General features: G+C 71.7%; 13 protein-coding genes. 6 read left to right on the top strand and 7 right to left on the bottom strand.

What is annotated here, in order from left to right; translation table 11 throughout:
* On the top strand, nt 1-656 hold a 656-nt coding region (locus G4D87_RS20235; RefSeq protein WP_163783705.1), incomplete at its 5' end, for a M16 family metallopeptidase.
* Nucleotides 653-2,122 (top strand): M16 family metallopeptidase, encoded by a 1,470-nt coding sequence (locus G4D87_RS20230; protein WP_163783704.1) that lies wholly within the window; start codon nt 653-655, stop codon nt 2,120-2,122. The genes G4D87_RS20235 and G4D87_RS20230, both read left to right, overlap by 4 nt.
* A 57-nt stretch (nt 2,123-2,179) precedes the next feature.
* Here the strand turns inward: G4D87_RS20230 and G4D87_RS20225 are convergent, their stop codons facing one another.
* The 5 genes from G4D87_RS20225 to G4D87_RS20205 form a co-directional block, all read right to left on the bottom strand.
* Nucleotides 2,180-3,541: a DUF1615 family protein gene (locus G4D87_RS20225; RefSeq protein WP_163783703.1), complete on the bottom strand. Its 1,362-nt coding sequence runs from the start codon at nt 3,539-3,541 to the stop codon at nt 2,180-2,182.
* A 135-nt stretch (nt 3,542-3,676) separates the two neighbouring features.
* On the bottom strand, nt 3,677-4,372 hold the full coding sequence (locus tag G4D87_RS20220) for a hypothetical protein (RefSeq protein WP_176410483.1): 696 nt from the start codon (nt 4,370-4,372) through the stop codon (nt 3,677-3,679).
* A 100-nt stretch (nt 4,373-4,472) separates the two neighbouring features.
* Complete coding sequence (locus tag G4D87_RS20215) at nt 4,473-5,282, bottom strand: hypothetical protein (protein ID WP_163783702.1); 810 nt, start codon at nt 5,280-5,282, stop codon at nt 4,473-4,475.
* A 57-nt stretch (nt 5,283-5,339) separates the two neighbouring features.
* Nucleotides 5,340-7,148, bottom strand: a complete 1,809-nt coding sequence (locus tag G4D87_RS20210) for an acyl-CoA dehydrogenase (RefSeq protein WP_163783701.1) — start codon at nt 7,146-7,148, stop codon at nt 5,340-5,342.
* A 21-nt stretch (nt 7,149-7,169) separates the two neighbouring features.
* Nucleotides 7,170-7,475 (bottom strand): hypothetical protein, encoded by a 306-nt coding sequence (locus tag G4D87_RS20205; protein ID WP_163783700.1) that lies wholly within the window; start codon nt 7,473-7,475, stop codon nt 7,170-7,172.
* Nucleotides 7,476-8,146: 671 nt separating this feature from the next.
* Between G4D87_RS20205 and G4D87_RS40015 the strand changes: the two genes are divergently transcribed.
* The 4 genes from G4D87_RS40015 (at nt 8,147) to G4D87_RS20185 (ending at nt 12,690) form a co-directional block, all read left to right on the top strand.
* Entirely contained in the window at nt 8,147-10,729 is a 2,583-nt protein-coding gene (locus tag G4D87_RS40015; RefSeq protein WP_163783699.1) for a PAS domain-containing protein, read from the top strand.
* Nucleotides 10,730-10,732: 3 nt separating this feature from the next.
* Nucleotides 10,733-11,191 carry a response regulator gene (locus G4D87_RS20195; protein WP_163783698.1) on the top strand — a complete coding sequence of 153 codons (459 nt, stop codon included), beginning with the start codon at nt 10,733-10,735 and terminating at the stop codon, nt 11,189-11,191.
* Nucleotides 11,192-11,202: 11 nt separating this feature from the next.
* A complete protein-coding gene (locus tag G4D87_RS20190; RefSeq protein WP_163783706.1) occupies nt 11,203-12,330 on the top strand; it encodes a hybrid sensor histidine kinase/response regulator in 1,128 nt (375 codons plus the stop codon).
* A gap of 153 nt (nt 12,331-12,483) precedes the next feature.
* On the top strand, nt 12,484-12,690 hold the full coding sequence (locus tag G4D87_RS20185; RefSeq protein WP_163783697.1) for a hypothetical protein: 207 nt from the start codon (nt 12,484-12,486) through the stop codon (nt 12,688-12,690).
* 26 nt (nt 12,691-12,716) lie between these two features.
* Here G4D87_RS20185 and G4D87_RS20180 read toward each other — a convergent pair whose 3' ends face one another.
* Both G4D87_RS20180 and G4D87_RS20175 read right to left on the bottom strand, forming a co-directional pair.
* The gene (locus G4D87_RS20180) at nt 12,717-13,583 is read right to left on the bottom strand and encodes a DUF4202 domain-containing protein (RefSeq protein WP_163783696.1); all 867 of its coding nucleotides are present in this window, start codon (nt 13,581-13,583) and stop codon (nt 12,717-12,719) included.
* 163 nt (nt 13,584-13,746) lie between these two features.
* Entirely contained in the window at nt 13,747-13,983 is a 237-nt protein-coding gene (locus tag G4D87_RS20175; protein WP_163783695.1) for a hypothetical protein, read from the bottom strand.
* Nucleotides 13,984-14,170 lie beyond the last annotated feature (187 nt).

Raw genomic sequence — 14,170 nt, 5'->3', positions numbered from 1 at the left:
TCCCCTCCCAGCCCGCGCCAGAGCCCGTCCGCACCAAGGAGCCCGAGCAGCAGGGCGAGCGCCGCATCGTCGTGAAGAAGCAGGCCCAGGCCCCGCTCATCCAGCTGGCCTACCACGGCATCTCCGGCAAGGACGCGGACGTGGAGGCGCTCACGCTGCTCCTGGGCATCCTCGCCAACGGTGAGTCCTCGCGGCTGCACCGCCGCCTCGTCGAGGAGGAGCGCGCCGCCCTCCGCGTCAACACCCACTTCAGCCCGGGCTTCGACCCGTCGCTCGTCTGGGTCTACGCGGACTTGCCGCCCGGCGCCGACGTCGCCAGGGTGGAAGGCCTGCTCACCGAGGAGCTGGCCCGCGTCGTCAAGGACGGCGTCAGCGACGCCGAGCTCAAGAAGGCGCGCAACATCACCCTGTCCCAGTTCTGGCGCAGCCTGGAGACCAACAACGGCCGAGGCCGCGCGCTGGGCGCCGCGGAGACGTTCCGCGGTGACTACCGCCAGCTCTTCGACGCGCCTGAGCGCTATGAGCGCGTGACGCGTGACGATGTCCGCAAGGTCGCCGCGAGCATCTTCAACTCGCAGCGCCGAACCGTGGGCTGGCTCGTGCCCGCCGACGCGCAGGTCGCCACCCCCGACTCCCGCAAGGAGGCCTCGCGATGAGCGCCCCCCTCACCTGGAAGGCCGCGTTCGCCACGCTGCTGCTGTCCTCCGTCCCCGCCGCGGCCCAGGGCGCCGCCGCTGCTCCGAAGGCCGCCGCGGCGGCTGTGGCGCAGCAGGGCGTGACGCTCCCCAAGGCCACCACCGTCACGCTGAAGAACGGCGCGAAGCTCCTGCTCGTGGAGCGCAAGGAGCTGCCGCTCGTCTCGTTCAGCGCGTGGGTGCGCGGCGGCGCCCTGGGCGACCCCGCAGGCAAGGAGGGCCTGGCCTCCCTCACCGGCGAGCTGTTGCAGAAGGGCGCCGGCGCCCGCGACGCGCGCCAGTTCGCCGAGGCCGTGGATGGCGTGGGTGGCGATATCCAGGTGACCGCCAACCTGGAGGCCCTGGTCATCAGCGGCCAGTTCATGTCGCGCGACACCGGGCTGATGGTGGAGCTGCTCACCGACATGCTCACGCGCCCGCGCTTCGACGCGAAGGAGCTGGAGAAGGTTCGCGCGCGCAAGGCCTCCGAAATCGCCGCCGCGAAGGATGGCGACCCGCGCATGCTCATTGGCGCGTACTTCCAGGCCTTCCACTTCGCCGGGCACCCGTATGGCACGCCCGTCAACGGCAGCGAGGCGTCCCTGCCCGGCCTGTCCCGCGAGGACGTGCTCGCGTACGCGAAGAACCACCTGGGCGCGGACCGGCTCATCCTGTCCGTGGTGGGTGACTTCGACGCGAAGGCGCTCGCGAAGAGGCTGGAGTCCTCGCTTGGCGGCTGGGCGCGCGCCGCCACGCCCGCGCCCACCGTGTCCGCCACCGCCGCCTCCAAGGGCCGGCGCGTGCTGCTGGTGGACAAGCCGGACGCCACCCAGACGTACTTCTGGATTGGCAACACCGGCATCGCCCGCGATGACCCGGACCGGGCCTCGGTGCGGGTCGCGGAGACGGTGTTCGGCGGACGCTTCACCTCGCTGCTCAACACGGAGCTGCGCGTGAAGTCCGGCCTCAGCTACGGCGCCAGCTCCGTGTTCATCCGCCACACGCGCCCGGGGCCCGTCATCATCGCCTCGTACACGAAGACGGAGTCCACCGGCCGCGCCATTGACCTGGCGCTGGAGACGCTCGCCGGCTACCGGAAGGCCGGCATGGATGACGCCATGCTCGCCTCCGCGAAGTCGTATGTGCTGGGGCAGTTCCCGCCCACGCTGGAGACCGGGGCGCAGGTGGCGGGCAAGCTGTCGGAGCTGGCCTTCTACGGACTGGACGCCAGCGACGTGGACGGCTTCGCCAGCGCCGTCTCCGCCACGACGCGCGAGGGCGTGCACGGCATCATCCAGCGCAAGCTCCCCGCGCCCGAGGACCTCACCTTCGTCCTCATCGGCAAGGCAGCGGACATCCGGGAGGCGGCGCGCAAGTACGGCACCGTCACGGAGATGAAGATCTCCGACAAGCGCTTCTCGCCGCCCTCCGCGCCCGCGAAGCCCTGAGTCCCGCCGCGCACCGCCGGTTCCGGAAGGAATCGGGCCGGCGGTGCCTGGCGCCCTTCACTCCTTCGCCGTCAGCGCGCGGTAGCGCGTCATGCACTGCTGGAAGCGCCGGTCCACCGAGCGCGCGAACCACTCGGTGGTCAGCTCCCGCTTCAGCTTCGGACTGTGGAGCGTCACCCGGGGAAGCTGGGCGTAGGACGGCGCTTCGCCCGTCTCCCGCTGGTAGACGCGCTTCACCGCGCGGAACGTGTCGGTGGATTCAAAGTCCGGCTCCTTCTCCTCGCGCACGTCGCGGCGCACCTGCCGCTCGCTGAGCTCCTCCGGGGCGAAGCGCAGACGGAAGGCGAGCAGCGCCAGCAGCGACTTGCTGTCCTCGCCGCGCGGCTGCCCCTGCTTGTCATAGAGCAGGAGGTCTCCGTCGGGCGCCAGGGGATGGCCGGTGAGACGGCTCACCTGTGACTGGAGCGCGGCGTTGCGGGAGGCATAGACGCCCGCGTTGTAGTCCGCGAAGCGGAAGAGGGGCTCGGGGTATGCGGCCTCGTAGCCCAGCAGCCGCGCGGTGCCGTAGCGCACGCCGCCCGCGCGGGTGTACATCGACTCGCGCACCTCGGCCAGGTCCGCGTCCTCGCCCGCCTTCTGCATCGCGTAGCGCACGCTCACCTGCATGGAGCCAGCGGTGGTGACGGGGTTGAACGCGTTCAGGTTCCCCGACGCGAAGACGCCACTGGCGAAGTCCACGACCTTGAAGGCGCTCGGGTATTCGTTCTCGTAGTACGCGAGCATGTCGCGGAAGAGCCGGTCCAGGTCGCGCTCGGTGCGCAGCGCGCGCAGCCGTTCGTCGAACGTCTTCTTGCTGCCCTTCGCCCGGCCCTCCAGCACCGACGCCAGGACCTTGCGGCCCAGCGGGCCCAGCTTGCTGGCGTGTTCTTCCAGACGCGCACGGACCATCTTCGGGAGCCCCGGGACGGCCGGGTCGACCTTGTAGCCGGACTCCTGCTCGATGACGGCCAGCACCGAGCACACCGCGGGCGGTGACGGGGCGAGCGCCTCCACCTCCAGCGCGGCCAGCACGTCGCGCGCCCAGCCCTCGCGGTCCTGGAGCCGCGGCGGCATCAGCTTGGCGACCTGTGACGCGGAGAGCCGCGGCGCTGCTGGAATGGTGGGCTGGGCCGAGCCCGCGCCGCGCGTCGCGCATGCGGTCATCGTGCCCAGGGCGAGCAGCATCCCCAGCCAGGCGCGGCCCCGCTGGGTGGACACCGCCGGGGGCGGTCGCACCTCGGCGGTCCCGTTCACACCGAGGCCCGCGCCGTGGCAAGGCGCCTGCTCCCAGGTGGGCTTCGCGGCGAACGTCTCCCACAGGCCGCGCCACGCACGGCGCCAGCCGGACGTGGGGGAGTGCGGTGGAATGGGCTCCTGCATGCGCTCGCCTCCGGGGCTTGGGCCCCGATATCTCAGGAGGCGCGCGGCGCTGGCGAAAGCCATGAACCCTTGCGCTTGCCCGGTGTCCGGGCAGGGCCTCCCTGTTGGCAGGCCCTACCACGGCGCGAGCCCACCTCAGCGACGGATCTGCACGTCGCGCGCGACGGTGCGCCCACCCATGAGGACGAACTGCGCACGCACCGGCGTGCCTTCCCGCAGCTGACGCAGCGGCACCTTCCGCCCCTGCCGCAGGCCCCGGCTGCGCTGGTCCAGCTCCAGCTCGTAGACGCCGCCCTCCTGGTCCTTCACGGTGAGGGTGTTCTGCTTCACCCGCGTGACGCGCCCGCTCACCGAGCTGGAGGCGATGACGACGTCCTCCAGGGACGCATTCCCCGAGCCGCCCTGGCCCGTCTCCACCGTCGCGTCCTGCGCCGCGCGCGCCGCGCCCAGGTACCAGTCCTCGTCCTCCCGGGCCTGGACCGCCTCGGAGCCAATCATCACCCGGCTCGCGGCCGCCTGCTGCTGCGTCCGCGGAGCGGAGGACTCCGCCAGCGGAGCCGGCGCGCGCACGGGTGCGCCCTCCAGCGGGGCCACGGACGTGTCGCTCAAGGCCGCGGGCGCTCGCGCCGGGGTGTTCATCCGGGGCGCCTGCTCTCGCACCGCCGTCGCGGGCTGGAGCGCCGCGGGCGCTGTCGGGCTGTCCACCTCCAGCGCGGGCGCTCGTTCAATGGCCCCGGCCGTCGTGTCCGCTTCCACGCCGCTGGGCGTCACCACCGCCGCCTGAGGCTCCCGCTCACGGCAACCCGTCGTCAACGCGAAGAGTCCCACCATCCCCACCCACGCCCATCCTCTTCCCATACTGTTCCCCTCGAGTTCCCAATCGCTCCGTTTCGCGGCTTCCAATGCAAACGGTGTGCGCAGCCTCGCCGCGTCACGCAGGCAGCGCGCGGGCCACGGCCTTCACGTGTGAGCGCACCAGCTCGCGCGCGCCCATCAGCTCCGTGGCGTCCTGCGGCGCATAGCCCAGGCACAGCACCACGTCGTCCTCCGGCGCCGTCCGCACGCCCAGCTTCACGTAGTCCAGGGTGCGCGGCACGGGCTCGCCGTCGTCATCCCGGTTGAAGCGGCCGAACACCGTGGCGTTCGTCCCTCGTCGCGGCGCCGTCTCCTTCAGAGCGAACATCCGCCGTATCGCGGCGAGCGCCTCCGGCTGCTCCATCAGCACTTCCGGACGCGCGGGCCCGGCCAGCTCCCACTCCAGCAAGCGCAGGCAGCCGCGGACGAACTCCACGTCGGTGATGACCAGCCCGTACAGGTACCAGTCCGCGCAGGCCACCTGCACCAGCTTCGCCTGGGCGTCCGTCAGCCAACCGAACGAGGGACAGGTGAACGTCTCACAGACGGATGAGCGGTACACGCCGCAGTCCCGCAGGTCCGTGCCGCCCGTCACCAGCGGGTGGGCAAGGCAGCCCACCTGCTTGCGCTCGGTGTCCACGAAGCCCAGCAGCGGACACACCCGCACGGCGGAGAACATGGGCTCGGCGCGCCGGGCCTCCAGCAACTCACGGGCGGCTTCGCGCCACGCCGAGGCCTCCCAGGGCACGCGGCGCAGCCGCTCCGTCTGCATGGAGAGCTGCTCCGCCACGGCCAGGCGGGAATGGTCCCGGAAGTTGTAGAGGCCGCAGCAGGCTCCGCACGACGCGCCTCCACCGGGCTGGCACAGGTGGAAAGAAACAGTCACCGTTCACATCTTACGAGCTCCAACGATTGATGCAGGAGAATCGTCCGGGGCGTCGCCTCAGAACCACTCCGGGCGCATGCGCGCGTAGGAATCCTCGCCTGTCCGGCAGAGCCGGGCGAGCAGCGGCACCCGAGGCAATTCCACCGCGAACCAGTACTGCGCCGCCGCCAGCTTGCCCTCGTAGAAGTCGGGCGCGGGGTCGCCACGCCCCAGCGCTTCCTTCGCCGCCGCGGCCTGGGCCAGCCAGCGCCAGGCCACCGCGAGCACGCTGAACAGCTCCAGGAAGTCCGCGCTGTGGCGCAGCATCAGCTCCACCTCGCCGGACATGCCACGCGCGCCCAGCTCCGTCACCACGGCGGTGGTCTCCGCCAGGGCCTGTTCGAGCGCCTCGCCCCACTCCGGCGTCACGCCCGCCGCGCGCGCTCGCGCCACCGTGGCGCCCACCTCCTCCGTGAAGGCCTGGAGCGCCGCGCCGCCGCCGGCCACCACCTTGCGCCCCAGCAAGTCGAGCCCCTGGATGCCGGTGGTGCCCTCGTGGATGCTGTTGAGCTTCTGGTCCCTCAGCCAGGCTTCGGGCAGGTACTCGCTGGAGTAGCCGTAGCCTCCATGGACCTGCACCGCGAGCGCATTGGCCTCGAAGCCACGCTCGGCGGGGAACGACTTCGCCACCGGCGTCAGCAGGTCCACCAGCAGGCCCGCGCGCTGTCGGGTGGCTTCGTCCTGGCCATGCTCCGCGAGGTCCGCCTGGTACGACGCGGCGAGCAGCAGCGACAGGCCCCCTTCGACGATGGCCTTCTGCCGCAGCAACATCCGCCGCACATCCGCGTGTTCGATGATGGGCGTCTGCGGCCGCGTGGCGTCGCGCACGCCGGCGGGCCGGCCCTGGGGGCGCTCACGCGCGTAGGCCACCGCCTCGTGGTACGCCACCGTCGCGGTGGCCACCCCGTTCATGCCCACCATGATGCGCGCCTCGTTCATCATCTGGAACATGCACGCCAGGCCCCGCCCGGGAGGCCCCACCAGCCAGCCGTGGCAGTCACCTGATTCACCGTAGTTGAGGGCGAGGCTGGGGATGCCCTTCCAGCCAATCTTGTGGATGACGCCCGCCACGCGGACGTCGTTGTCCACCAGCGCGCCGCCCTCTGGCCGCCGGGAGGGCACCGCGAAGAGGGAGATGCCCCGCGTGCCGCCCTCCGCGCCTTCGATGCGCGCCAGCGTCAGGTGCACCACGTTCTCACGGAAGTCCTGGTCCGCGCCGCTGATGAAGATTTTCGAGCCCTGGATGCGCCAGCTGCCGTCCGGCGCGGGCGTCGCGCGGGTCCGCACGTCCGCGAGGCTGCTGCCCGCCTGCGGCTCGGTGAGGGCCATGGTGCCCGTCCATTCGCCCCGGTACATCGGCTCCATGAAGGCCGCCTTCACCTCCGGCGTGCCGAACACCTCCAGCAGGTGCGCCGCGCCCAGCGTCAGGCCCAGCCAGGCGTAGACGCTCAGGTTGGCCGCCATGAGGTAGGCGGTGGACACCGCGTGCACGGTGAGCGGCAGCTGCTGTCCGCCGACCTCGGGCGGACGCGAGGCGGTGAGCAGGCCCAGCTCCACCAGGCGCGGGTACAGGTCGCGCATCAGCGGGTGGACGTGGACGCGCCCGTCGCGGAAGGACGGGGGCTGGGCGTCCATGGCGCGGTAGGTGGGGTAGAGCACCTCGCGCGCGAAGCGGCGCGTGCTGTCCAGCAGCAGGGTGAAGGTGTCGCGGGAGTGCTCCGCGAACGCGGGCAGGGCACACAGCGACGTGGCGTCCAGCACCTCGTAGAGCTGGAAGTCCACGTCGCGGTCCGACAGCAGCGGATTGGGGCGGGGCGCGGTCGTCATGCCCCGGTGTTAGCAGGGGCGCTAGTAGGACGCGAAGGCGGACTCGAAGTCGAGGTCGTCGTCCGGAGCCTCGTCCCGGAGGTCGCGCACCGCGTCGGGCCGCGCGGCCCACTCCGGCGGACTGTCTTCGCCGACCAGGGGCAGGACGGACACGCCGAGCAGCGCCATGGTCAGGGCCGTCTCCATGGACTCCATCAGCGGCTCCTGGGAGCGGTGCCACCAGCGGTGGTGCCCCCGCTTCCGCCGGCGCAGCCGCTCCAGACACGAAGGGCCCAGCACCTGGATGCCGGCGCCGCCCAGCGCCGCGAGCGCCCATCCACAGGGCATGGAGGACACGCCATGCGGCCGTCTCCGGTAGGGGCGCGGCGGTGTGTGTGGGTCCAAGGGCCGGGACGTCGCCGGCGAGGTCGCTAAGGGACGCGCGGGTGCGCGCGTCCCACCCCGCACTCGCCACGGCGCGGGACGGACTCGACGGGGAGATGGGCTCCACATGGGGGTGTCACGCTCCTCACGCGGCCTATCCCTCTCAGGCGACATCCGCTCGCGGAAGGTGGTGTCCCCTTCCTGAACCCGCCATGTGGGAGTTGCTCGCTCCCTGGCCGGAGGGTGGCAGTGCGGAAGAGACGAAGAGGGCCCGCCTGCCCGCCTGCCCGGGGGCGTGCGACGGCCGAGACGCTTCACCCTCGCCGAGGGAGCGATTCACAGGGGACATCGCGGTGTCCTGGGGCGTCTGTCCTGGCCTCCGCACGCGCGTCGTCCGCGGGCTCCGCATGACAGGTTGCCGGAGACGTCTGTTATTGCGCGCGGTGTGTCTGTCTGGCTTTTTCATGCAATGGCAGGCATCCGCGGTAGCGAGGCCTTGACAGGGACTCCACGGCGCCCGCCTCCCTGGCCGCCCGGCGTGGGACCCACACTGCCTGGGGACTGTCGGCTGTTGAAAAGCCGCCTCCCGCCAGGAGGGTGCGGCGCTCGCGGGCTGTTAAGGTCGAGTGCCTTCCATGACGCACCCCCTCTGTAGCCCTCCGGATGCGGCCCCGGAGTCCCAGCGCCCGGCCCCGGCGCTCCCTGGCGTGGACGCCTTGCAGCTGCTCTCCGAGAGCATCCCCCAGCTCATCTGGGTCGCCCGCGCGGACGGCCACCACGAGTACTACAACGCCCGGTGGTATACCTACACGGGCCTCACCCCCGAGCAGGCCCTGGGGGAGGGCTGGCGGCGGGCCTTCCACCCCGATGACCTGGAGGAGGCAGGCCGGCGCTGGGCGGACTCCCTGCGCACCGGCGCGCCCTACGAGGTGGAGTACCGCTGCCGCCGCCATGACGGCGTGTGGCGCTGGCACCTGGGGCGGGGGCACCCGGTGCGCGACGACAGCGGGCGCATCGTCAAGTGGTTCGGCACCTGCACGGACATCGAAGAGCAGAAGCGCGCCGCGGAGTCCCTGCGCGTGCTGGCCGAGGCGGGCGCGCTGCTGTCGTCATCCTCGCTGGATTACGAGGCCACGCTCTCGGCGCTGACGCGGCTGGTGGTGCCGTCGCTGGCGGACTGGTGCGCCATTGAAATCGCCTATGAGGATGGCTCCACGCGCCAGGTGGGCGTGGCGCACGTGGACCCGGAGAAGGTGCGCTACGCGGAGGAGCTGCGCGTGCGCTACCCGCCGCGCCATGAAGACCCCTCTGGCGTGTTGTCCGTCATCCGCACGGGGGCGCCGGTGGTGCTGCCGGAGGTCCCGGATGCGCTGCTGGTGGCCGGGACCCGTGACGCGGAGCACCTGCGCATCGCGCGGGAGCTGGGGCTGCGCTCCGCCATGGTGGTGCCGCTGACGGCGCGTGGGCGCACCATTGGCGCGCTGTCGCTGGTGCACGCGGAGTCAGGCCGGCGCTTCGCCCAGGCGGACCTCCTGCTGGCCACGCAGCTGGCCGAGCGCGCGGCGGTGGCGCTGGACAACGCCCGGCTCATCAAGGACGCGCGGCGGATGGAGCTGCGCTTCCGCTCGCTGGTCACCGCCTCCACCCAGGCCGTCTGGGTGACGCGCCCCGACGGCGACATCGAGGAGGACAGCCCTTCCTGGCGCGCCTTCACCGGCCGGACGTACGCGCAGTGGCGGGGCCACGAGTGGCTTTCGGCCGTGCATCCCGAGGACCGGGACACGGCGGCGCGGAGCTGGTTCGCCACGGTGGAGCAGCGCCGCCCCTATGACGCGGAGTACCGCCTGGCCCGTCCGGACGGGCGCTACACCCCCGTGCGCGTGCGCGCGGTGCCGGTGCTCAACCCGGACGGCGGCGTGCGCGAATGGGTGGGCACCACCACGGACATCTCCGCCCAGCGCCAGGTGGAGGACGCCGCCCGCAGGCTGGAGCGTGAGGCGGCCGCCCGCAGGCTGGAGGCGCTGCGCGCGGAGGTGAGCCTCGCCCTGGCGCGCGAGGATGCACTGGAGGAGATTCTCCAGGACTGCGCCGACGCCCTGGCGGCGCACCTGGGGGCGCAGACGGCGCGGCTGTGGCTGTACTCGCGCGACACCCACACCCTGGAGCTGGCGGGCAACGCGGGCCCCACCGCGCCGCCGCGCGACAAGTGGGTGCGGGTCCGGGTGGACGGCCCCAGCATGGTGAGCGAGGTGGCCCGCCTGCGCACCCAGCTCCGCGTGGACGACCTGTCAGACGACCCGCGCGTCCTGGACCGCGCCTGGTTGAAGGAGACGGGCGTGCGCGCGTTCTCGGGCACGCCGCTGATGGTGCGTGGGCAGCTGGTGGGCGTGCTCGGCGTCTATGGCAGGGAGCCGCTGGGAGAGGACGCGGCGGTCGCGCTGGCGGCGGTGTCGGACGCCATCGCCCAGGGCGTGGAGCGCCGCCGCGCCGAGGAGGGGCTGCAGCAGCGCGCCCAGGAGCTGGCCCGCTCCAACGAGGAGCTCCAGCAGTTCGCCTACGTGGCCTCGCACGACTTGCAGGAGCCGCTGCGCATGGTGGCCAGCTACACCCAGCTGCTGGGCCGGCGCTACAAGGGCCGGCTGGACGCGGACGCGGACGCGTTCATCCACTACGCGGTGGACGGTGTGAACCGCATGCAGCGGCTCATCCAGGACCTGCTGACCTATTCACGGGTGGGCACGCGAGGCTGGGACAAGCGTCCTTGCGACGCGGGACGGGCGCTGGAGCGGGCGACCGCGAACCTGCGGGCGGCCATCCAGGAGACCCAGGCCTCGGTGGAGCTCGGCCCGTTGCCGGCGGTGCTCGCGGACGAGACGCAGCTCACCCAGCTGTTCCAGAACCTGGTGGGCAACGCGCTCAAGTTCCACGGCGCCGCGCCGCCCCGGGTGCGGGTGAGCGCCGAGCCGCGGGGAGACACGGTCCGCTTCACCGTGCGCGACTGGGGCATTGGCATCTCCCCCGAGTACTTCGAGCGCATCTTCGTCATCTTCCAGCGGCTCCACGGCAAGGAGGAGTACCCGGGCACGGGGATAGGCCTGGCCATCTGCAAGAAAATCGTCGAGCGCCATGGGGGCCTCATCGGCGTGGAGTCCCAGTCAGGCGAAGGCACGGCCTTCTGGTTCACGCTGCCCGCCGTACCGTCCCATCCGGAGTCTTGAGACATGCGCCACGACGCGACTGGCAGCCCGATTGAAATCCTCCTGGTGGAAGACAACCCTGGCGACGTGCGGTTGACCATTGAAGCCTTCAAGGAAGGCAAGGTGAGCAACCACCTGTCGGTGGCGCGCGACGGCGTGGAGGCGCTGGCCTTCCTGCGGCGCCAGGGCGCGTATGCGAACGCCGTCCGGCCCGACCTCATCCTGCTGGACCTCAACCTGCCTCGGAAGGACGGACGCGAGGTGCTGGCCGAAATCAAGGTCGACCCGGCCCTGCGCCGCATCCCGGTGGTGGTGCTCACCACGTCGAAGGCGGAAGAGGACATCCTGCGCACCTACGATTTGCACGCGAACTGCTACATCGCCAAGCCGGTGGACCTGGAGCAGTTCATCTTCGTGGTGCGCTCCATCGACGACTTCTGGTTGTCCGTCGTCCGGCTGCCCCCCAAGCCCGAGGCTTCATGAGCGACCGGAGCATGGACGGGCGCCCCATGCGCCTGCTGCTGGTGGAGGACAACGCGGGCGACGCGCGGCTGCTCCAGGAGGAGCTGAGGGAGATTGCCACCGCGCGCTTCGACGTGCTCCACGTGGAGCGGCTGGCGGACGCGGTGCACGTGCTGGGCAGCGCCAGCGTGGACGCGGTGCTGCTCGACTTGTCGCTGCCGGATGGGCAGGGGCTGGCCAACATCCCCCGCCTGCTCAGCGCCGCGCCGTCGGTGCCGCTGGTGGTGCTCACCGGCACGGACGACGAGCAGCTGGCGGTGCAGGCCGTGCACGAGGGCGCGCAGGACTACCTGGTGAAGGGGCAGGTGACGGGGGCGCTGCTGGTGCGGGCGCTGCGCTACGCCATCGAGCGCAAGCGCGTGGAGGAGGGGCTCAAGCGCGAGGAGGCGGCGCGGCAGACGGCGGTGTTCCGCGAGCAGTTCCTGGGCGTTTTGGGACATGACCTGCGCAACCCGCTGCAGGCCATCTCCGGCAACGCGGCCCTGCTGCTTCGCTACGGCGTGCTGGCGGAGCCGCAGCGCAAGGCCGTCAACCGCATCTCCATCTCCGCGGACCGGATGGCGCGGATGATCAACGACTTGCTGGACTTCACGCGCACCCGGCTGGGCGGCGGCTACCCGCTGACGCGCGCGCGGGTGAACCTGCACGACGTGTTGCGGCAGGTGGTGGAGGAGCTGGAGGTGGCGCACCCCATGCGGCGCTTCGAGCTGACCCTGTCCGGCAAGGGCTGGGGTGAATGGGACGCGGACCGCATCGCCCAGGCGGCCTCCAACCTGGTGGGCAACGCCGTGCAGTATTCGCCCGAGGACACGGCCGTCAGCGTGTCCGTGCGCGACGAGGAGGGCGGCGTCCGGATGGAGGTGCACAACTGGGGTCTGCCCATCCCCCAGGAGCGGCTGCCCCACATCTTCGACCCCTTCGTGCGCGCGCAGGACATGCGCAGCGCGCAGCGCAACGGGCTGGGGCTGGGGCTCTACATCACCCATGAAATCGTGCGGGCCCACGGCGGCCTGCTGCGGGTGACGTCCACGCCGGAAGCCGGCACGCGCTTCTGGCTGTGTCTGCCGCGCTTCGAGACGCCAGACATGTCTTCGCGCTAGCCGCCCGCCTGCTGGACGGGCGGGCATCCATGGAGGGGACGGCCGGGGAAGCAGCGCCGTGAGCGGCGGGACGACACATCTTTCCGGAGTGAAGCCAACGTGGCCGTGCGCGCCCTCCGTGGCGCGCCGCCCCAGCAAAGCGAGGGTCAGCTCATGGTAATCCTTGGCGCCACCATCCTGGGAGTCGTCATCTTCGCCGTCCTCATCATGGCCGTGATTCTGGGCGGAGCCATGGGCAACAAGCAGGAGCGCAACCTGCGTGAGATTACCGAGCGGCAGCGGGCCGCTGGCATCACGGGCGACGTCACCATGAACGACAACGCCCTGGGCGGGCTGCCGGACCGGACCGTGCACGCGTAGTGGTGGCGGCCCGCGCGCCGTCCCGCTCAGGCCGTGTCGTCCACCGGGAAGTGGGCGGCGAGCAGGACCTCAAGCTGGCCGCGCACGGCTGGCGCCAGGCGCATGTGCCCCAGCCAGCGCAGGTGTTCGGGCCGCAGCCGCGCGAGCATCCGGGCCACCTGCCGGCGGCGGTGCTCGGGCGCGGCCTCCCGGAACCAGGCGGAGGACTCCCGGCAGAAGAACGACAGCGCATCCGCGGCGTCCAGCAGCGACACGTCCCGCGCGTTGGCGGGGCGCGCGTCGCGCATCAGCATCTCCCGCACGCGCCTGCAGGTGGCGTCATCCGCGCCGGCCTCCTCCAGCACCTGCGCCGCGCGGTCCGCGCGAACCTGCGTCGTGGGTTGCTCCCCTTCCTGTTCATGGAAGAAGGCCGCGGCCTGCGGCGGAAGGTCTACGTCCGGCCGCAGCCGGAGCGTCCATTGCCAGGCATCCACCGCGCGGTGGAACCGCGCGCGCACCTGCGGCTGCTTCAAGTCATGCAGGGAGCGGTGCCGCGCCAGCAGCCGGTTGAAGAGCGGCGTGACCGAAGCCGCGTTGCGGCGCCGCACCAGGCATTGATAGCGGGTGAGGATTTCCAGCGCGGCCACGACGAGCGCCTCGCGGCTCGCGCCGTCCAGATGCAAGGACAGCCATTCGCTGCGCTCCGCCGCCTCGAAGACGCGCGCGTCCCAGGCGACGGGGTCGAAGGCCGGCGCGTTCCACTCGGACGCGTCCAGGTGGAGCACGTTGCCTCCGCGCCCGGCGGCCAGGGGCCCCAAGTGCACGGTGGGAAACGTGTGCTGCACCAGCGGCCAGCCATGTCCGGCGGCGGGGCCCTCGGAGCGGAAGTCGGAGAGCAGGAGCTGTCGCAGCATGGGGGCCTCCAGGTTGGGCCCCAAGCTGGCGTCAGGCGCCCCGCATGCCTACTCCCTCCAGGAGTCCCGGCTTCGCGTGGGCGGGTCAACGGAGGCTCCGGCGGTGGGACGCTCCCTCGTCCCATGGGAGCGCGCACCGCCGGGGCCTGGCTGCTGGAGGCCGCTAGGGCCGGCCCAGGTCCGCGGGCTGGTTGAAGGCGTACGCGCTGGCGCCCGGGGCCTGGTCCTCGTGGAACAGCGGGCACTTGGCGCAGGTAAAGCCATCCCAGTCCTTCTTCACCGCGACGTCGATGCAGCCGCCGTAGAAGCGGCAGTGCACGTTGCGGTGCTCGTCGATGGAGAAGGACTCGGCCCGCAGCGGAAGGCGGAACTCGGTGGGTCGTGGCTGTGGACAGGACATGGTGCCTCTCTTGTCCCCCTCATGGGACGTGTCATTCCTCTACCTGCCGTTGCGCCGCGTCATTCCCGGCGCGTCCGAGGCCACCCGCGCCGTGCGTCGCACGGACCTCATGGGTGCCAACAGGAAGGGACTGGACTCTTTAATGATGAGGGGCCCTGGCGCGCATCCCTCCGGGCGCGTCCGGGGC

It is taken from the genome of Myxococcus vastator, from assembly GCF_010894475.1.
Lineage (GTDB): Bacteria > Myxococcota > Myxococcia > Myxococcales > Myxococcaceae > Myxococcus > Myxococcus vastator.
This window is presented reverse-complemented; position numbering and strand designations above follow the sequence as displayed.